At 38.5% G+C, this 18,681-nt stretch carries 16 protein-coding genes and 2 tRNA genes; 6 read left to right on the top strand and 12 right to left on the bottom strand.

The annotated features are described in order from the left end of the window. Positions 1-7: 7 nt before the first annotated feature. From ACFX5U_RS21990 to ACFX5U_RS21980, 3 genes are all read right to left on the bottom strand, one after another. The gene (locus ACFX5U_RS21990) at positions 8-262 is read right to left on the bottom strand and encodes a DUF6952 family protein (protein ID WP_038694948.1); all 255 of its coding nucleotides are present in this window, start codon (positions 260-262) and stop codon (positions 8-10) included. Beyond that, the gene (locus ACFX5U_RS21985; RefSeq protein ID WP_021189265.1) at positions 243-557 is read right to left on the bottom strand and encodes a co-chaperone YbbN; all 315 of its coding nucleotides are present in this window, start codon (positions 555-557) and stop codon (positions 243-245) included. Before ACFX5U_RS21985 ends, ACFX5U_RS21990 begins: the two co-directional genes overlap by 20 nt. Before the next feature lie 95 nt (positions 558-652). Continuing rightward, positions 653-1,285, bottom strand: a complete 633-nt coding sequence (locus ACFX5U_RS21980; RefSeq protein WP_038694946.1) for a peroxiredoxin — start codon at positions 1,283-1,285, stop codon at positions 653-655. A 239-nt stretch (positions 1,286-1,524) separates the two neighbouring features. Between ACFX5U_RS21980 and ACFX5U_RS21975 the strand changes: the two genes are divergently transcribed. Together ACFX5U_RS21975 and ACFX5U_RS21970 are read left to right on the top strand one after the other, a co-directional pair. Beyond that, positions 1,525-1,605: transfer RNA gene (locus ACFX5U_RS21975), tRNA-Tyr, on the top strand. A gap of 90 nt (positions 1,606-1,695) precedes the next feature. Continuing rightward, positions 1,696-1,767, top strand: a tRNA-Arg gene (locus ACFX5U_RS21970). A gap of 75 nt (positions 1,768-1,842) precedes the next feature. On the opposite strand, the gene ACFX5U_RS21965 is transcribed toward ACFX5U_RS21970, so the two are convergent. After that, positions 1,843-3,018: an MFS transporter gene (locus ACFX5U_RS21965; protein WP_400262138.1), complete on the bottom strand. Its 1,176-nt coding sequence runs from the start codon at positions 3,016-3,018 to the stop codon at positions 1,843-1,845. 246 nt (positions 3,019-3,264) lie between these two features. Between ACFX5U_RS21965 and ACFX5U_RS21960 the strand changes: the two genes are divergently transcribed. From ACFX5U_RS21960 to ACFX5U_RS21950, 3 genes are all read left to right on the top strand, one after another. Continuing rightward, positions 3,265-3,765 (top strand): SRPBCC domain-containing protein, encoded by a 501-nt coding sequence (locus ACFX5U_RS21960; RefSeq protein ID WP_400262137.1) that lies wholly within the window; start codon positions 3,265-3,267, stop codon positions 3,763-3,765. 200 nt (positions 3,766-3,965) lie between these two features. Further along, on the top strand, positions 3,966-4,523 hold the full coding sequence (locus ACFX5U_RS21955) for a hypothetical protein (RefSeq protein ID WP_400262136.1): 558 nt from the start codon (positions 3,966-3,968) through the stop codon (positions 4,521-4,523). Positions 4,524-4,701: 178 nt separating this feature from the next. Next, positions 4,702-7,152, top strand: a complete 2,451-nt coding sequence (locus ACFX5U_RS21950) for a S41 family peptidase (protein ID WP_400262135.1) — start codon at positions 4,702-4,704, stop codon at positions 7,150-7,152. Positions 7,153-7,288: 136 nt separating this feature from the next. On the opposite strand, the gene ACFX5U_RS21945 is transcribed toward ACFX5U_RS21950, so the two are convergent. The 7 genes from ACFX5U_RS21945 to ACFX5U_RS21915 form a co-directional block, all read right to left on the bottom strand. Next, positions 7,289-7,882: an LUD domain-containing protein gene (locus tag ACFX5U_RS21945; RefSeq protein WP_038694940.1), complete on the bottom strand. Its 594-nt coding sequence runs from the start codon at positions 7,880-7,882 to the stop codon at positions 7,289-7,291. After that, on the bottom strand, positions 7,879-9,264 hold the full coding sequence (locus tag ACFX5U_RS21940) for a lactate utilization protein B (RefSeq protein WP_400262134.1): 1,386 nt from the start codon (positions 9,262-9,264) through the stop codon (positions 7,879-7,881). The genes ACFX5U_RS21945 and ACFX5U_RS21940 overlap by 4 nt, the downstream gene beginning before the upstream one ends. Before the next feature lie 12 nt (positions 9,265-9,276). Then, complete coding sequence (locus ACFX5U_RS21935) at positions 9,277-10,020, bottom strand: (Fe-S)-binding protein (RefSeq protein WP_038694936.1); 744 nt, start codon at positions 10,018-10,020, stop codon at positions 9,277-9,279. Between the two features lie 298 nt (positions 10,021-10,318). Further along, on the bottom strand, positions 10,319-10,699 hold the full coding sequence (locus ACFX5U_RS21930) for a hypothetical protein (RefSeq protein ID WP_038694934.1): 381 nt from the start codon (positions 10,697-10,699) through the stop codon (positions 10,319-10,321). Between the two features lie 594 nt (positions 10,700-11,293). Then, positions 11,294-12,298: a biotin synthase BioB gene (gene bioB / locus ACFX5U_RS21925; RefSeq protein WP_280571413.1), complete on the bottom strand. Its 1,005-nt coding sequence runs from the start codon at positions 12,296-12,298 to the stop codon at positions 11,294-11,296. 207 nt (positions 12,299-12,505) lie between these two features. Further along, positions 12,506-13,600 (bottom strand): hypothetical protein, encoded by a 1,095-nt coding sequence (locus ACFX5U_RS21920; RefSeq protein ID WP_400262133.1) that lies wholly within the window; start codon positions 13,598-13,600, stop codon positions 12,506-12,508. A gap of 11 nt (positions 13,601-13,611) precedes the next feature. Then, the gene (locus ACFX5U_RS21915; RefSeq protein ID WP_400262132.1) at positions 13,612-14,424 is read right to left on the bottom strand and encodes a sigma factor-like helix-turn-helix DNA-binding protein; all 813 of its coding nucleotides are present in this window, start codon (positions 14,422-14,424) and stop codon (positions 13,612-13,614) included. A 2,168-nt stretch (positions 14,425-16,592) separates the two neighbouring features. On the opposite strand from ACFX5U_RS21915, the gene ACFX5U_RS21910 reads away from it, so the two are divergent. Further along, positions 16,593-17,069, top strand: coding sequence for a helix-turn-helix transcriptional regulator (locus ACFX5U_RS21910; protein ID WP_400262131.1), 477 nt, complete (start codon positions 16,593-16,595; stop codon positions 17,067-17,069). A gap of 2 nt (positions 17,070-17,071) precedes the next feature. On the opposite strand, the gene ACFX5U_RS21905 is transcribed toward ACFX5U_RS21910, so the two are convergent. After that, the gene (locus ACFX5U_RS21905; protein WP_400262130.1) at positions 17,072-18,643 is read right to left on the bottom strand and encodes a Na+/H+ antiporter; all 1,572 of its coding nucleotides are present in this window, start codon (positions 18,641-18,643) and stop codon (positions 17,072-17,074) included. Positions 18,644-18,681 lie beyond the last annotated feature (38 nt).

The following is an 18,681-nucleotide window of genomic DNA, read 5'->3' as shown; positions in this document are numbered from 1 at the left end:
ATAAAAATTATTTATCGATTGAACCTAGCACACGCTTCATAAACATGTTCATTGCGTCTTTCTTGCTATTTCCTTCTTTGACCAATTTATCGACCTCAACTGCACCATATAGATTAGAGATTAACTCACCTATTACATCAAGTTCTTCATCTTTTAAAGGCGCTTCAACTAAAGATTCTAATGTCTCAATAGTTTCTAATACATAGTCAACATCGTTTTGCTCGATAAATTCTGTGATATGTTTAATTACTGGAAGCTTCATTGAATAAGTCGATTAAGGCGTCAAATTTATTTGTTTGTACTTGATTTACTAATTTACCATTTTTGAAAGCCGCAAAAGTAGGTAAGTTATTTACGTTTGCTAATTTTCTAGACTCTGGAAATTTCTCGGCATCAGCGATTACGAAAGTTACATTTTCATTTTCTGTTGCCAATTTTTTGAATTTTGGTTTCATAATTTTACAGTTACCACACCAAGTAGCCGCATATTGAACCATTACTATATCATTGCTGTTTACAATTTCTTGTAAATTATCGTTTTCTAATTCTTGTACCATGATTATTATGTTTATGTATTGAGAAAGATGAATAAACAAAGGGGATAAGGACTATCCCCTTTGTTAAAGACTTGTGCAAGTCTTTAAGTATTGTTTTAGTTACCAGCTAAATAGCTAGCTACACCGTCACGAGTCGCATTCATTGCTTCTTTTCCTTCTTCCCAGTTAGCAGGACATACTTCACCGAAATTCTGAACGTGTGCATAAGCGTCGATTAAACGTAAGTATTCTTTTACATTACGACCTAATGGCATATCGTTTACAGATTCGTGGAATACGCGACCTGTTTCGTCGATTAAGTATGTAGCTCTGTAAGCAACTGCAGAACCTTCAACTAAAGTACCGTACTCTGGATGCTCTACTTCTTTAATGTCTAAAATACCTAATACAGAAGACAAGTTACGTGTAGTATCCGCTAAAATTGGGTAAGTTACACCTTCGATACCACCGTTATCTTTTGCAGTATTTAACCAAGCGAAGTGAACTTCGTTCGTGTCACATGATGCACCAATAACGATTGTGTTACGTTTTTCGAATTCTGGTAAAGCCTCTTGAAAAGCGTGTAATTCTGTTGGACAAACAAAAGTGAAATCTTTTGGATACCAAAACAATAATACTTTTTTACCTTCTTGAACTGCTTTTTCGAAAATGTTAATTTGCAAATTATCACCTAAATAATCGATCGCATCTACGGTGATGCTTGGAAAACTTTTACCTGTAAAACTCATAATATATCTTTCTTTTTTGTTGATACAAAGATACCTGAAAATTGGGTAAAAACGAATCGATTTTATCAATGAGGTATCGTTAAAATCTATTTTTACATTGCTGCAACAATAACTTTTATCGATATTTTTTTTGAAAAAATTATTTTGGATATATCAGACAAATTGATACCTTTGTAGCGTTCCATAAGGGAATTGAGATTCAATAAATTTTAAGCCCTTATATTTCACAAAATTATACTGGGGGGGTTCCAGAGCGGTCAAATGGGACGGACTGTAAATCCGTTACTTCGGTTTCGAAGGTTCGAATCCTTCTCCCCCCACAGTATTTTTTCTCTCCTTTTTTTATCAATATTTTATTTAAAATAAGTTTGGGATTGCGCGATATATTTAAAATATTTGCATAACCTTTTGGCCCCGTAGTTCAACGGATAGAATAGATGTTTCCTAAACATTAGATAGCAGTTCGATTCTGCTCGGGGCTACTTAATGAATAATCAGCTCTTGAAATTGTACATTTCAAGAGCTGATTTCGTTTTTCTGATAAATAATTTCGCCACTTATTGTCTAAATACTTTCAGTTTCGATGCCATAATAAACAACATAATGCCAAAGAAAGCAAATACGCCGTAAGAATAACGTAAACTAGTCAGTTCTGCAATATAGCCGATTAACGGTGGCCCCATTAAGAACCCGAGGAAGCTGATGCTCGATACCATAGCTAAGGCCACTCCTGAGGGAATTACTTTGTTTTGTCCGGCCATACTATATACCGTTGGAACATTGCAGGCTACACCTATACCTACCATCATAAAGGCAAGCGTACAAACATAGAAATATGGAAAAATAACGGAAATCATCATTCCTAAAAACATCAATATTCCACTAATTTGTAATGTACGTTTACGCCCGAGCCTAACGATAACCGCATCGCCAATAAATCTACCTAATGCCATCATCACCATAAATGAGGCGTAACCTACGATAATTAGATGCTCCGGAGCATGAACAATTTCCTTAAAGTATACACCACTCCAATCAAACATGGCTCCTTCTGTAGCCATACTAAAGAATCCAATGATGCCCAATTGTACCAAGCTGCTTTCTGGTTTCGAGAAAAATGAAGTTTTTTTTGCCTGTGTTGCAATACCAGGTATTAAATAACGCTGGTTTATAAGGGTATTGGCTAAGATGAGTACGAAGATAATCATAAAATGAGGAATGGTATCTACCGCTATATTCATAGTAAGCAAGCCAATAAGTGCTCCCGTAAAACCAGCAATGCTCCAAGCCCCGTGGAAGGAAGACATAATCGACTTTCTAAAAATTTTTTCAGCAGCTACACCCTGTGTATTGACCGCTATATTGCACATGTTTCCTATAACGCCAAAGAAAAACAGCACTGCTCCGAGTTCCCAAGCATTACGAGCAAATCCAACCAAGCATAAGATCATCGCATAGATGATGGCTACAATACGTAAAACCTTAGCGCTACCATAGGTGGTTACCAATTTTCCCGATAGGGCCATGGTCACCAATTGTCCTACAGGCAACATCAGTAGAATCGTTCCCAATTGACCTTCAGTGAGCGCTAAGCGTTCCTTAATAATTGGGATACGACTTGCCCAAGAGGCAAATGCTAGACCTTGGCAAAAGTAAAATAGTGATACTGCAATCCGGATGCGATTGCGATTTTTATATAGCTCTTCTTCAGAGTTTATTAAGGCTGCGTCCATTGTTGATGGTTATGAGTGAGCAAAGTTACATGGAAGAATTTAATTTTTCAGCGATTGGTTTGTACACAGTATTTTATTTAGTGTTTTGATTAGCTTTTGATAGTTACTGATTGATACAGAACAGTTAATTTATAAAACAGTTTTACGAAAAAACAACTATTTACTATAACAAACTATCGATTTTCCCGTTCAATAAAATGGGAATAGGATATTTTTTCCTTACATGCATAGTTAATTCAATCTATTATGGATACTTCGAATAAAGCTACTTTTACCTTTTCTAAGGATAAAAAATCAGTTGAAATAACCCGTCATTTTGACGCTCCTCTACCATTGGTATGGAAGGCGTGGACGGAGGCGGCTATTTTGGATAAGTGGTGGGCGCCAAAACCATGGAAATCAGAAACCCGAAAGATGCTGTTTGCTAATGAAGGCCAGCGACTCTACTGTATGTGCGGCCCTGCAGGAGAACGCAGTTGGGGTTTAATCACTTTTCATGACATAAAACCACAAGTAGGTTTTGCTATAACGGATGCGTTTTGTGATGAATCAGGAAGGGTTAATAATGATTTCCCATCTACGTATTGGGAAATCAGATTGGAAGAGAAAGAAGGTACAAATTTAGTAAATGTGTTGACTTCTAGTAAAGAAGAAGACATGAAGCAGCTGATTGATATGGGTTTTCAAGAAGGGTACGCTATGGCGTTAGACAATCTAGAAGAGTGGCTTCGAGGACAAAAGACATAATCCATTAGCACATAAGTAAAAATGTAATAAATATACAGGTTGCTTCGAGTTTTTGTGAATATATAACGGTGGTTTAGTCTTTTGTAAAAGAGATATTCTGCTTTTGTAATATTGCAAATACCTAGCAAATAATATCGTTTTTTAGGAGGTTCGTGATTAACTTTGTTATAGGGCAAAAATCAATTAGCCTCCTGAAAAGTATGATTAAAAAATTATTAATGGGTGCCTGTCTGGCCTTTAGTGGCGGTACGTTTGCTTATGGGCAGCAACAACCCACATTTCTATCACATCCCACACTAAGTCCAGATGGGAAAGTTCTTGTATTTAGTTTTGAAGGTGACCTTTGGAAAGTAGCAGTTGAGGGCGGAGTTGCCGTAAGATTAACGGGGATGGAGGGGAATGAGATAAATCCACGGATATCACCAGACGGTAAACAGCTGGCTTTTTCAGCGAATCAAAATGGCAATATGGATGTTTATATTATGCCATTAGCAGGCGGTGACATTAGACAATTGACCCATCATGAAGGATCTGATGAGATTGATAGCTGGAGTTGGGATAGTAAATCCGTTTACTTTACCTCTACTCGCTACAATCGGATGAGCAGTTATCAAGTAAGTGCAACTGGTGGTACCGCTAAACGCTTATTCCCACATTTTTTTAATTACATCAGTCAAGTTGTAGAGACACCATCCGGCGAGTTGTTATTCAACGATAGTTGGGAAGGCTATAGTTTCTGCCAATCGAAAGCGGTATAAAGGAGCATTCAATCCAGATATCAAATCATACAATCCCAAAACTAAAGCATTTAAACAATACACAGATTATAACGGAAAAGATTTTTGGCCTACTGTTGATCAAAATGGAACTATTTATTTTGTTTCTGATCAAGAGAACTCAGAATATAACCTGTATCAGATTCGAAATGACAAGCCGGTGGCCTTGACAAAATTCTCAGAGTCGATCAAAAGACCATATGTAGCTGCAGGTGGTAAAACAATAGCTTTTGAAAAAGGATACCAAATTTTCCTTTATGATGTTGCATCCAAAAAGGTGACGCAACCAACCATCGCCTTAAGTAGAAATCAGGTACTGAGTAAGAGTAAAGAATTTAATGTCAATAACAGCATTAGTTATTTTGATGTTGCTGCAGATGGTAAAAAGATGGCCTTTGTTTCCAGAGGGGAGCTCTTTGTTTCCGACAGCGAAGGGAAGTTTGTTCGCCAAATGCCTAGTCAAGGTCAGCGTGTTATGGAGGTGAAATGGCTGAAGGATAGTAAAACGTTACTCTATAGTCAAACTTATCAGGGCTATCTCAATTGGTACAGTCGGAGGGCGGATGGTGTTGGTGAAGTGAAGCAACTGACAGAGGATCTCCGTAATAACAGGGAGATTGCATTTGGCCCAGATTTGTCAAAAGCGGTTTATTTAAGTGGTCGAGATGAGGTGCGGGTATTGGATTTGGCGAGTCTAAAAAGTAAGACAGTTGTAAAAGATGAGCTTTGGGGCTTTCAAAATGCTACTCCATCCTTTTCTCCAGACGGAAAGTATATCCTATTTACGGCCATTCGCAATTTCGAACAAGATATTTTTGTTCATAATTTGAGCACAGATCAAACCATAAACTTGACCAATACCGGAGTGAGCGAAACCTCCCCTTCTTGGTCTCCAGATGGAAAATATATCTATTTCGCAAGTAACCGTACGAAACCAGCTTTCCCTACAGGAATGCAGAATTCGAGTATTTTCAGAATGGCATTGGAGAATTTTGACGAACCTTATCGAAGCAATAAATTCGACGAACTTTTTAGCCAACCTGTTAAGAAAGATTCTGTATCGGAAAAAAAGCTTGATGATAAAAACCGCGATAAGGGTAGAAGTGAAGAAAAGGTAAAAGACTCAACAGTAGAGAAGGATAAAAAGAAACTATTGATTACAATAGATATAAAGGGCTTACGTGACCGAATTGAGCAAGTAAGTCCAGCTTTTGGAACACAGTCGGACCCTATAACGATCCAAAAAGGAGAAAAGAACTATGTGTTCTTCTCGTCTAATCATGAAGGAAAGTACGGATTATACCGAACCATTTACGAACCTTTTGAGGTTACCAAAACGGAGAAAGTAATCGATGGAGGAATCGCTCAGTTTACGGAGGCTAACGGGAAATATTTTATACTGAATAAGGGTACGATTCAAAAATACAATCTCGAACAAAATAAATTGGACGGCGTAAGCATCAATTTCAGATTTAACCGTGATTTGGAGAACGAGTTTAAGCAAATGTTTTATGAAACTTGGGCTGGTTTAGAGGAGAATTATTATGATAGTACATTTCATGGCATCGACTGGGCTGCGATGAAAAAGAAATATGAACCCTATCTTACAGGAGTCAATGACCGCAACGATTTAAGGATTTTATTGAATGATATGTTGGGCGAATTGAATTCTTCTCACTTAGGTTTTACTTCAATGGGAGTTGAAGAGCGCAAACCATTTGGATATGTGACCAATGAAATCGGAGTGTTATTTCAGCAGGACAATCCTTTTCACATAGCTCGTGTAGTTGCTAATAGTCCAGCATCACGTAAGGAAATCGATCTGAAAGAAGGTGATGAAATCATCGCTATCAACGGTCAAAAAATAGATCCAAAAGTAGATCGTGATACTTATTTTACATGGCCATCCCTAGCTGAAGAAATACAATTAACAGTAAAGCGGTCGGGTAAGGAGATGCAGGTCAATATTCGTCCTTTGTCAAGTACAGCATTTAAGGATCTCATTTATGATGAATGGATGAAAAGCAATCGTGGGAAAGTAGATGAATGGAGTAAGAACCGTATTGCTTATTCGCATATGAAAAATATGTCTGGATCAGAGTTACAACGTTTTTTGATTGATATGGCCGAGCAGGAAAATAATAAAGATGGAATAATATTAGATCTTCGTTATAATACAGGAGGCAATGTTCATGATGAGGTGTTGCGCTTTCTTTCGCAGCGCCCTTATTTGAAATGGCAGTATCGCGGAGGTCAGATGGCACCACAAAGTAATTTTGCGCCTGCAGCAAAGCCGATAGTTCTCTTGATCAATGAACAGTCTTTAAGTGACGCAGAGATGACCGCAGCAGGATTCAAAGAGTTGAAACTAGGGAAAATCATCGGAAACGAAACCTACCGATGGATTATTTTCACTTCAGCAAAAGGATTGGTAGATGGTTCGAGCTATCGTTTACCTGCATGGGGTTGTTATACATTAGATGGTAAAGATTTGGAATATACAGGTGTAGCTCCTGATATCCTTGTTAAAAACACCATACAGGATAGAACTGAAGATAAAGACCCACAGTTGGAAAGAGCTGTACAGGAAATATTAAAGGATTTGAAATAACAAGACCCCTTCTAATAAAAATAGCAGACCCCACTGGGGTCTGCTATTTTTATTAGAAGGGTATACTATGTTCCCTTTTATTGTGTGTATCCTCTTATGCAAATGCATATAACAAGACAATTGAATTCTTAGACCATTACTCGCTTGGTTTCAAGAAGAATACGGTTAGACTTCGAGCCCCCTGTGCACCACGCACCAAATAAGCTCCGATATCTGCTGTGGCCGAAGGGCCCATCACAAAACAACCGTAGGTCGAAGCTTTAAAATCAATCTCTCGGTATGCTGTGTGCATATTTTCTGTAATTAAATCAGGATCTAGTAAAATAGCCAAATGTTGTGATAAAAATCCAAGGGAGTTCACCTGCAGCGAATTTTCAGTCAACCAGACCATACCCATTTCCGCCACGCCAAATTCCGCTCTGATGATACCAAGGTCTACATCGTCTAAATCTCGAGGGTGTGCGATAGCCGTGAGTTTTTTGTTCCCCTCCCATTCTAGTGTAGCAGAACAAGTAACCGCTGCATTTGGAAGGGTATCGCGCATGATTTGCTGTGCCTCAGCAATGCTGGAGACATCATAGGTATCCCCTCCCGCAAGCCCAAGATTTACGATAAATTGTTCTTTCAGATTTGTACCTTGCTTTTCAAAAGTCGGCAACTCTGGGTAATCCACCTTTTGATCAGGAAGATTTTGACGGATAGCCGCTAATAATTCGTCTAATGAACTCATTTTTTCAATCTATTTTTAATGTACCAATCACGGAAAGTTTCTTTTTTGATTTCTGGCAATTCGCGATGTATTCCCCAGGCATTTAGTTTTTTATTATATAATACCCAGTTCGGAGTGAGCTTCATACCGTAATAAGCTGCTTTTTCTGCCAATCTGAATAATTTTGGATTAGCAAATACTTTTTCTACTGCGCCAAAGGCATAGTGAAGTGCTTTTGAAGATTCATTGATTTTTACCATCCGTTGTCTCCATAATCCTATTTGCTCTGCAATATTAATGCGTACAGGACAGACTTCCGAACAAGAACCACACAACGACGAATGGAAAGGTAGTTCGCTGAATTTTGTTTCATCAAAGGTTGGGTCGATAATGATACCGATCGGACCTGAGTAAGTGGCTCCATATGCTAAACCACCACTGCGGCGGTATACAGGACAGGTATTCATACAAGCGCCACAGCGAATACATTTCAAAGATTTCCAAAAATCCGCCATTCCCAAGCGTCGACTTCTGCCATTATCTGTCAGTACAATATGCATTTCAGTACCCGGTTCTCTAGGGCCCATAAAGTGCGAGGTATATCGAGTCGCAGGAGTCCCCAGTGCACTACGAGATAGCAGGCGGATAAATAATCCTAAATCTCTTGATTTCGGAAGTATTTTTTCTATTCCGATACTGGCGATATGAAGTGGTGGTATGCTTGCCGTTAGATCTGCATTTCCTTCGTTGGTGCACACGACAAAAGCCCCTGTTTCCGCAATCGCAAAATTAGCTCCAGTAAGACCAGCATGCGCTTCTAAGAATTTGGGACGGGCATTATTCCGCATGGCTTCAGTCAATTGAAGAGGATCGTCTTCATTCGGATCAGTACCTATTGTTCGTGCAAAAAGTTCAGCGACATCTGCCGTTGTTTTATGGATGGCAGGCATCACGATGTGGCTAGGCATCTCCCCCGAAAGCTGTTGAATGCGCTCTCCAAGATCTGTTTCGATTAATTCGATGCCCCGCGCTTCAAGGAATGCCCCCATTTCACACTCTTCTTGCAGCATCGATTTGCTCTTAACTATTTTGGTCGCATTATGGCTTTTTAGGATATCATATACAATCTGGTTGTGTTCTACATCATCTTTTGCAAAATGAACGATTACGCCACGTTTTGTCGCTTCCGTTACAAATTGGGCTACATATTGATCTAGATGCGTGAGCGTATGCTCTTTTATCTGTGAGGCTAGATCGCGCATGTGTTCCCATTCTGGAATGCCCGAAGCCGCCAGGTCACGTTTCATACGTGCATTCCAAAGGTTTTTATCATGTGTCGGCTGGTGTATATCATCCATGTAGATGAAATCAGCCGCATTTTGGTCAACTCTAACTTTACTCATTTTAACGTTCTTTTAAAAGGGACCATTATTCAATACCTGCGCTATATGTACAAATTGTAGAGGAGCTTTTCCGCGTTTAGCGATGCCTTCTTGGTGCATGAGACAAGACATATCGGGCGAAACGATGCATTCTACTTGATGATTCATATAATCCGCAACCTTGTCTTGTCCCATCTTGACACTTACGGCCTCATCTGTGACACAGAATGTGCCACCAAAGCCACAGCATTCATCTGGACGGCTAATCTGTTTGATGGTCACCCCTTCTACCATGCTCAGCAACTGTTCCGTTTTATTGAAATAAGGTTCTTGCCATTCTGAGCGGGATTGTATATGTAGACCACGGATAGCACTACAACTATTATGGATGGCCACTGTGTGGTTGTATGTAGCCCAAGGGAATGATTTCACCTTTAAGACATCGGTTAGAAACTCGACCAGTTCATAGGTGCTTTTCCGCACATGTTGTACTTTGTCAGTTTGTGGAATGGCATCAAAGTGCATGCGCACATGCTTGACACAGCTTCCTGCTGGTCCTACGATGTAATCAAAGCTTTCAAAGTTGTCACAGAAAAGTTGTTCCGAAGAAGCAGCATTTTTTTGGTCACCCTCGTTACCCATGGGCTGTCCGCAGCACGTTTGATTTAAGGGTACGACGACCTCCACTCCTAGGCGTTCCAGAAGTTCTAGTGTAGCGACACCCACTTCCGGATAAATGGCGTCGATATAACAAGGGATAAATAATCCTACACGCATATTATTGATTTAGATTGATGCCCTAAGTTTACGAACAAATTTTGAAAATACCGTTCTTAACTATCATGTCCTGATAAATAAAATTACGAAAACTGTTGGGATTTTGAAGAATAGGTATTTGAAAGATGACATATGATCTTTGAATCTAATCGTCCAAATAAAAGCTGACTTCAGGGGTAAGAAAATTTAACAGTCGAAGTTGATGGAGGGTATCGGTGCAGATTAAAAAAAGTTCAAAAGAGCTGTTTTTTCATTCTTTGAAAAACAGCTCTTTTTTTTAGCTAATATTTTTAGTTCTTTATTTCTTGTGAGCTAAGAGCGCTTTTAGCACGGCGATGGTTTCGTTTTTTGCCTCGATGGTTTCTTTGAGCGCGAGTATCGTTTCTTGCTGTCCCGAGTTATCTGAAATTGTCGTCGTGGTTAATTGTGGAATTTCGTTTGCCGACAAATACAACTGATTACTAGCGCCTATTAGATAGTCCGTATTGATGGAATTGTATGATATTTTCATATCATGAATGTGTTGGATACTCACTTTTTTTCGCTCAGTTTTTAAATCATTGATTCCAGCTTTCGATTCGTTGATTAATTTACCGAGTTCTACATATGTTTTTAATTCGCCTTTTTTCTTTAAATCCTCAAACAGGAGAAAGAAACGTTCGTTGTATGTAATAGACATCTTGTTTGGATTGTTTTTACTATAATTACGTGATAGATGACAAACTCATACTATCGCTCTTTTGTATGTGTGCAAACATACATTTTTAAGTTTATAATAGTATGAAATATTATTACTTATTTTAACTTGTGAGTTCCAATTTAGGTTTTTGACTGTTTTTTATGTCAAAATTATCAGATTTACATATTTTTGAAGCTTCAAATATCGATGGAAACATCCCTTAAACAGCCTTCAAGTTAATTGAAACGTTCTGCTCTTTTATCGTCAGATGATAATGGAGTAGCGCTATTAGGAAGAAGATATGTGCTATTGTTTATAGTTTCTAAAGGCAAATATTTCGCTTGGGATGCGTCTAGCGCTGCTTTAAAAGCATTATTTTGAGATGGTATTTAATAAATAAGAAGGAGAATAAACACCCTCTTATTTATTAAATACACCCTTATTATAGGTGTAAAGCGACCGTAATTACCTCGTATATATAATCTAGATCTACATCGCTTATACAGTAAGGAGGAACGAGATAAATAATATTTCCCAACGGTCTCATTAGTATACCGCCACCCCTTTTAGCTGTGTATAGGGGGCCAATTAACGTTATGATCCTGTTTTAAGGCTTGTGCGTGATTCTTTCTTCACTTCTTTTATCATAGGCTTCAAGCCTAGCGTCTGGAACATCTTCATGTCCTCGGATACACTTGGATTGGGGGTGACCAATAGTGTCTCCTGTTCACCCGTAAAGATGGAATTGGCTCCGGCCATAAAGCACCATGCCTGTTCTGTTTCGTTCATTTCTATACGACCTGCGCTTAGTCTCACCATGGCTTTAGGCATCACAATACGGGCTGTTGCAATCATTCTGACCATATCCCAGATCTCGACTTTTGGATTATTTTCAAGTGGCGTTCCACTAACACGTGCAAGTGCGTTTACAGGAACAGATTCGGGATGCTTCGACATCGTAGCTAAGGTCAAAAGCATCGATATACGGTCCTTATGGGACTCTCCTAATCCAATAATACCGCCAGAACAAACGGTAATTCCAGCTTTTCGCACATGATTGATGGTGTTGATGCGGTTATCAAACGTACGGGTAGAAATAATCTCATCATAATACTGTTCTGAAGTATCTAGATTGTGGTTGTAAGCATATAAGCCAGCCTCTTGGAGCCTAATAGCTTGTTGTTCGCTCAGCATACCTAGTGTACAGCACACTTCCAGACCTAAGTCATTCACACCCTTTACCATATCTATGATGCGGTCAAAATCGCGGTTATCACGTACTTCTCTCCAGGCTGCCGCCATGCAAAATCGTGTAGAACCGTTATCTTTTGCTTTTTGAGCATGAGCCATAACAGTTTCGGTCGGTAATAGCGCTTGAACAGTGATATCGGTATGGTAGCGTGCAGCTTGCCCACAGTAGGAACAATCTTCGGGGCAGCCCCCAGTTTTGACTGATAACAACGTGCATACTTGAACCGCGTTAGGATCATGATATTCACGATGGATGGTAGCGGCTTGAAATACAAGTTCTAAGAGGGGACTATCATATATGTGTTGAATTTCTTCCTTCGTCCAATTGTTTCGAATTGCTGTCTTCATGTTTTACTATTAGAGTGTCATAATCAAATGCGTCTACCAGATACCCTAGTGGATATCATGGTATGGACACAAAGGTATTGTCCGCATATAAACTCATCATGAGCCAGTTTTAATATTGTATATAGTCCGGCTGCGTACTGCGAATATATTCTCACACTACCCTAAAGTCTAAATACATTTCCACTCTATTGATAATCAGTAGCGTAATTATTCGATAATAACATTGATTCCTGCCATTTTGGCTTTATATTTAATCTTTTCGATGAGACCATAATAGCTCCAGTTCCGAAGTAAGAACTCATCCTCTTTTGCCATTTCTTCTTTGTTGGATTGATTGACTAATAGGAGCGTGCCTGCTTGAGATTTGATGCAGATATCAATAAGTTTACGGCTGTAGAGGTGAAGCCTACTGTCAACATAATTTTTCTCCTTTTGATTGTAATGATCTAAGCTTTTGAGTTTTCTCTTCCTTCCCTTTCCTCCTTTGTTATAGGAAGATGCCTTTTGGAGGCGGTGCCGTGCTGCTTGTATCGCTATACGACGGTATAGAAATTCTTCTTTGGTACCGATCTGATAATTGTCTTTTTCGATCATTACAGAAATAGGGTGCTCCACGGATAGTGAGGCCTCGGCAATAATATGCTCCTGAAGCATATGTTCTTTTGTAGGGATTTCTAATGCTAAGAGTAAAAATATCTTCCCTTTCACAATTTTGACAGAGCTGGCACATACCTTGATTTGACCTACTAATGCACGCTGTAGCAGTACACGCTTATCAGAACGGTCTTTGCCAAGATAGGTGCGAAAAGGAATTTTGAATAAATCAAGTTTAAAATCGCGTCCATGCTCATCATTACTTAATTTAACAGCTTTTGAAGAGAATGGAATAGGCATATCTTTCTTATAATTGCGAAGAGACCTTGTGCCTTTCCAATATTCCAGACGGTCAGATTGAAAGTTTTTAATCAATGCTGTATTGACTTTGGATAGGATATCGGTTGGAATCAGGCCTTTGAAATAGCTGGAGAGCAAGCGATAAGTCGTATTCATACGAGAGGTGTTCAAGATGCCCTCTTTGTCGGTATCATTGTCCGCTAGTTTTACTTTAACATCTGTTTGGAGGTAGATAAGATCTTTTAGGTTTTCCTGTACATACTGATGGGTCAATACCAGATTTGCCCCTCGAAAAACAATGTCTTGCCATTCGAACAGCTTTTTAAAATACGCTATCCTTTTTTCCTTATCATCACAATCGATGAAAATTTGGATCTTACGCGTTAGTATAGTCGTATCATTAGCCATAATGCATTGTTTTAAGCGATTTGTTTAGACGGTTTTATCCTGCTATGCGCTTCGATAAAAAGTTTTCTTACAGTCGTAGAGTTTAACTTTAATTCTTGTGCTATCTGATCGAATGACAGTTGCAGCTCATAGCGCATGTGGAATATTTCGGATTGTTCAGGACTCAGTTTTCCTTCCAGTACAACTTTACGAGATCGCGTTAACCTGTCCATCTTATCGGCATTTTTAAAGATCGCCCTTAAGGTATTAATAGTTTTTTCTACTTGTAGACTCACCTCATAATCCGATATACCACCAAGATAATAAGCGATACGTTCATAGTTGAAGCTATATTGTAGGCAGAGTTTAATAAATAGTTGCTGCTCGATGTTTAAAAAAGGAATCAATTTGTTGAGTTTGTCCAACTTTTCCTTTTTTTCATCTTCCAGCTGGTCGAGGTAGATCAAATTCTCCTCTTCTTCCTCTTCCAGTTCATAGCCAGCAAGAAACTCTTGGTAATTATCTACGGCATCCAGTTGAAGGAGACTGCGGTGAAAGCGATTTCTACTTTTGCTAAAGAAAATGTGAATAGCTGACTTGACTTGCGTTTTTAGAAAAAGAAAGATATCATTATCTGAATAAACATTTTCGCGGAATAGCCATAGTCGAAGAAAAGCTTCCTGAGTGATAGATTTCGAGGCGCATGGATCTTGGGTAGCGCGTGTAGCGCGTAGGTAGAAATACGAGAAATAGCGCGTATAGAAAAAAGACAAACCCTTTTCTATTCCCTGATTGAGTAATATCACTTGATTTTTAATACTTTTCTTTACGTAAATGTTGTTCATATTTCGATTTATATAGCGTTGAAAATCAATAACACTTAGAACAGCTTCGGCATCAGGTGTTACAGAGAGCTTAAGCTGCCTAAGTGTGATCTGCTTTATGAATAAACGTATTGGTATTGAGCGTATTTAGCATTTACTTTTTGATGTTTTCAGGATATTTTTGATATAGAGTCCTTTTAATGTTGTGGTTATGCATGATGCAGTCAATTTTTTAACTCAAAATTCAATGTTGTATATGTCATCCAAGCTTTAGGAAATAAGCATGTTCTTTTAAGTGTACTTTGTAGCATTTGCTCAGTACCTATTCTTTTGGAGATAGCTTGTACTTGATCATTGTATATCCCTTTCAACATGTAGCTTTGTTATAAAACTTACGATAATATTTTAAGTCTTGGCAGGTATTTAGCGAGTGGCAAATGCCCTCACCCTACGGCTTTACAAGAAGCCTCGTCATTTATTTATATATTTAATAAGAGTGGAAAAATCTAACCCGCTAACTAGCTAACCTTTTAATAATAAATAGTGCATGATTGTATATACTGTAACTGGAGAGACATGAGCATATCTCGTTAACCCAGCTTATTGATTATACTTGGCCAATAAGCTCATAAGTTATAAATCTCGTTTATTGACTTTTCAAAGGTGTAAATTCCTTTTTGTTCAGTCGCAGATAAGTATTGCGGTAGCAGGAAGGGGCGTGTGCTGTTGCCCCTCCTATCTACCTTGCTCATCAACACCATGAGAAGTTCGCGATGTAGGAGCCAACTTTTGCGTAACACTTTCGAAAAAGGATACGTCTCATGCAGAACCAATTAGTCAAGTTAAGTTCTATGGATGACTTGCTGCAATTATGAACATCGTGTGCCATATAAAGATGGCCTTGAAAAGTATTTAATGAGTGGCTAGTGCCCTCACCCTGCGGCTCTACAAGAAGCCTCCCTGTTTGATATTATGTGCTAATATGTTACTCCTTTAATGTGATAGTCGCTACTGTAAAAAGGTTTATTATCCAGTAAGAACCTAGTTGTATATTACCCTTCATTTGCTCCTCATTTAGCAATTTTCATTATTACTTAGCATTGCCGTATATAAAAACGAAGCTAGAATAATTATAAGCAGCGAAAATTACTAGGTCAATGTAATATGTACGAAGTCCTTTGTTGTATATACTATTTCATATATAAAGGTGACAAATAATGGCCTATTATATGCCACACCATACAGAAGGTATTTAATGAGCAGCAGTTGCGCTCATCCTACGGCTCCACAAGAAGCCTCATTGTCCCATGTGGCGGGAGATTGCTAGACATGGGTGGATTATTTCCATTTTAGATGGAAGCGAAAATAGTGAAGGGTCTTTCGAATAAGCTCGTGTTAAATGCGTGTCCTAGTTTTTTGATCTATTGAACTACAATTTGTACGCGTTCAATTTCAGTTAAAGATGATGGCTGTTTATGGCTAAGAATAAACATAAACATAATTGTGTATCGCTTTAAAATTAGGCGTCTTAAACAAGACCAATATGAGTAGACCCTAATTATGTGTTTGCCGATATACTTTTGACATACATATAACACGGTATTACAGATGATCTTTTTATGAATAAATATTCCAATTTAGGTCCACTAATGTATGCGTATGCAAATACTAAAGCGAAGTAAAAAGGGATGACGAGAAAATTTAAAGTATTTAGTGAGTGGTATGCCCCTCACCTTACGGCTTCACAAGAAGCCTCGATTTTTATCAATACCAATATGTCAAAGAGCAAATTATTGAGGATGTTATGCTAATGGACCTACATAAATGATCTCAAATAATGCTTAGCAATACAGTCCAGTAATTTTAATTCTCGTGAATCCTCGGCTCTGACGGAATACTCCGGCGGATTATAATTGGTTAATTTAGCCGTAGGATAAAATGGTTCTCAAACTAATTGTTATTTATCATAATTTTTTAATCTATGCATATTCTTGTCCAAGTTGGTTGTTTCAGTAGCTATAGCTCCAATCATGGAGCTATAGACTGATTGCTTAATTCTGGTTTGATCCCTGAAGGACCAGAATGATTAGCCTTGGTCATACAAATATAATAGTTGGAAATCATTCATGCAAATATATTTACACTTTTATTTGTGATTATTTTGCGCAAATAATTATTTTATTTGTTTCGTGTCAAGAATAAATGAAAAGATTATAGTAAAATTAGGCCTAGAGTTGCGTTTGAGTAGGGAAAGCCTCTTGTATTCCCAAAAGGATGTAGCGTATATGACTGGACTTACTATTAATACCATTGCGCGTATTGAAAAGGGAAAAGGTACGACTTTGCATAACTTTTTGTTAATATGCCGTGCGCTGAATTTGCAACCGAGAACATTATTTGAATACGATATCGACCTTACGCCTCTGAATACGCTTAATCCGGATTCGAAACATCGAATCGAAGTCACACAAAGGTTAGATAAACTGGTGAATAACTCTACTTTTTTTGATACGCCAAGACGGGTTTCGGATGTAATTACGGAACTAAAATCAGATCAAAACGATAGTAATAAGTTCTCTGTTTACCTCACAGGATACTGCCAAGAGGACGTATTGGAGTACGAAAAAGTCGGTAATTATAAACGGTATAAGAAGAAAAGTAAATAAGTCTAGAAAAAGCGTAATTTCTCTTCCTCCAAATCAATTTTATAGAGATGCTTTCGAATGATATCTTCATCAAAATTTTGATCTTCCTTGTTTTTTGCAAGTAACCATTGTCGTTGTTCGTTGAGCAATTCCAGATAAATAAATTTGATATCATTAGGGATTTCTAAGTCTGCATCTGAGGCCATATTTTCATCCCATTTTACGGCAATTTGTTGTAGGACTTTATTCTGTTGGAATTGGGTGATATAATGCTCATTGAGGTGTTGTATCGTGTGTTTTGCCAATCCTGTTCGAATATGCTGGTTGGCCTCTTCGTCTGGTAGATAAGTTATAAAACTCTTGATTTTCATCTTTTTGATTAAGTAAGGCAAGGTCAGTCCCTGTAAAAGTAGTGTCGTTAATATGACGATAAAGGTGATAAAAAGAATCAAATTGCGCTGCGGAAAAGGATGTCCATTAATAGAAACAGGTATCAGTAAAGCTGCAGCCAAAGACACCACGCCACGCATGCCCGACCAGCCCATGATAAGTGGGGTTTTATAACCTGGATTTTCATATTGCGCAACTTGAATAAAGTTTCGCATGACAAGAGTAACAAGAATGGCGCCATAGGCTGCTAAAATGCGGACTAGGATAAGTACAGCTGTCACCAGTAAACCATAACCAATAGCGACCGAAATACTGACGCCTTCAAGACCTGATGTAATCTCGGGTAAGTCTAGACCTATCAATAGAAAGACAAGACCATTGAGTAAAAATACGAGGCTCTGCCAAACATTGATGCCCCGTAATCGGGAGGAGCTGCTTAAAAATGAATGACGCTTGTTAGAGAGCAGTAGTCCACCGCTGACAACTGCCAATACGCCAGAGCTGTGGACCTCCTCTGCAGCGATATACATCATGAACGGTGCTACCAGCGTTAGGATAATATCCATATTCGTATCTGTTGGAAGGTATTTATGAGCTTTCATAAAGATGTAGCCCACCAATAAGCCAATACCAACACCGCCTATGAGCATCCAGCCGAAGCTTGTAGCAGCATCGTACCAGATAAACTGACCCGTACCTACAGCGAGTAAGGCAAATTGAACAATAATAAGAGAGGAAGCATCATTTAACAAGCTCTCTCCTTCTAATATGGAAGACATGCTCTTGGGTACTTTCACAAATTTTAAGATGGCATTTGCACTTACGGCATCAGGAGGAGAAACAATTCCACCTAATAAAAATCCTAAAGCAAGAGAAAATCCAGGAATAAAATAATTGGCAAAAAAAGCCACAGATAACGCAGTTAGAAAGACTACGACAAAAGCGAAACTACTAATGATGCGTCTCCATCGCCATAACTCCTTCCATGAAATAGACCAAGCGGCCTCGTAAAGTAAGGGTGGCAGGAAGATATAGAAAATGATTTCAGGGTCTATATGCAGGACGGGTAATTCGGGGATGAAACTCATCAATAAACCAGCGATAACAAGGACAACCGGATAGGCAACCTTGATCTTGTTTGCCAACATAATCAATAAGACAATGGCAATAACTAAACTGAGATAAAATGGTAAATTTTCTATCATATTGTTGTTACGATGATTTTTATTAAACAATAGGTATT

It is taken from the genome of Sphingobacterium sp. SG20118, from assembly GCF_044740685.1.
Classification (GTDB): Bacteria; Bacteroidota; Bacteroidia; order Sphingobacteriales; family Sphingobacteriaceae; genus Sphingobacterium.
Note: the sequence above shows the minus strand (reverse complement) of the source record. Positions and strands in the feature narration are given on the sequence as shown.

Coding starts and splice junctions, on each gene's coding strand:
- ACFX5U_RS21920 (WP_400262133.1), bottom strand. CDS start 13,600: ATGGCTAATGATACGACTATACTAACGCGTAAGATCCAAATTTTCATC.
- ACFX5U_RS21945 (WP_038694940.1), bottom strand. CDS start 7,882: ATGAGTTCATTAGACGAATTATTAGCGGCTATCCGTCAAAATCTTCCT.
- ACFX5U_RS21980 (WP_038694946.1), bottom strand. CDS start 1,285: ATGAGTTTTACAGGTAAAAGTTTTCCAAGCATCACCGTAGATGCGATC.
- ACFX5U_RS21965 (WP_400262138.1), bottom strand. CDS start 3,018: ATGGACGCAGCCTTAATAAACTCTGAAGAAGAGCTATATAAAAATCGC.
- ACFX5U_RS21935 (WP_038694936.1), bottom strand. CDS start 10,020: ATGCGTGTAGGATTATTTATCCCTTGTTATATCGACGCCATTTATCCG.
- ACFX5U_RS21940 (WP_400262134.1), bottom strand. CDS start 9,264: ATGAGTAAAGTTAGAGTTGACCAAAATGCGGCTGATTTCATCTACATG.
- ACFX5U_RS21985 (WP_021189265.1), bottom strand. CDS start 557: ATGGTACAAGAATTAGAAAACGATAATTTACAAGAAATTGTAAACAGC.
- ACFX5U_RS21990 (WP_038694948.1), bottom strand. CDS start 262: ATGAAGCTTCCAGTAATTAAACATATCACAGAATTTATCGAGCAAAAC.
- ACFX5U_RS21905 (WP_400262130.1), bottom strand. CDS start 18,643: ATGATAGAAAATTTACCATTTTATCTCAGTTTAGTTATTGCCATTGTC.
- ACFX5U_RS21930 (WP_038694934.1), bottom strand. CDS start 10,699: ATGTCTATTACATACAACGAACGTTTCTTTCTCCTGTTTGAGGATTTA.
- ACFX5U_RS21915 (WP_400262132.1), bottom strand. CDS start 14,424: ATGAACAACATTTACGTAAAGAAAAGTATTAAAAATCAAGTGATATTA.
- bioB (WP_280571413.1), bottom strand. CDS start 12,298: ATGAAGACAGCAATTCGAAACAATTGGACGAAGGAAGAAATTCAACAC.
- ACFX5U_RS21960 (WP_400262137.1), top strand. CDS start 3,265: ATGGATACTTCGAATAAAGCTACTTTTACCTTTTCTAAGGATAAAAAA.
- ACFX5U_RS21955 (WP_400262136.1), top strand. CDS start 3,966: ATGATTAAAAAATTATTAATGGGTGCCTGTCTGGCCTTTAGTGGCGGT.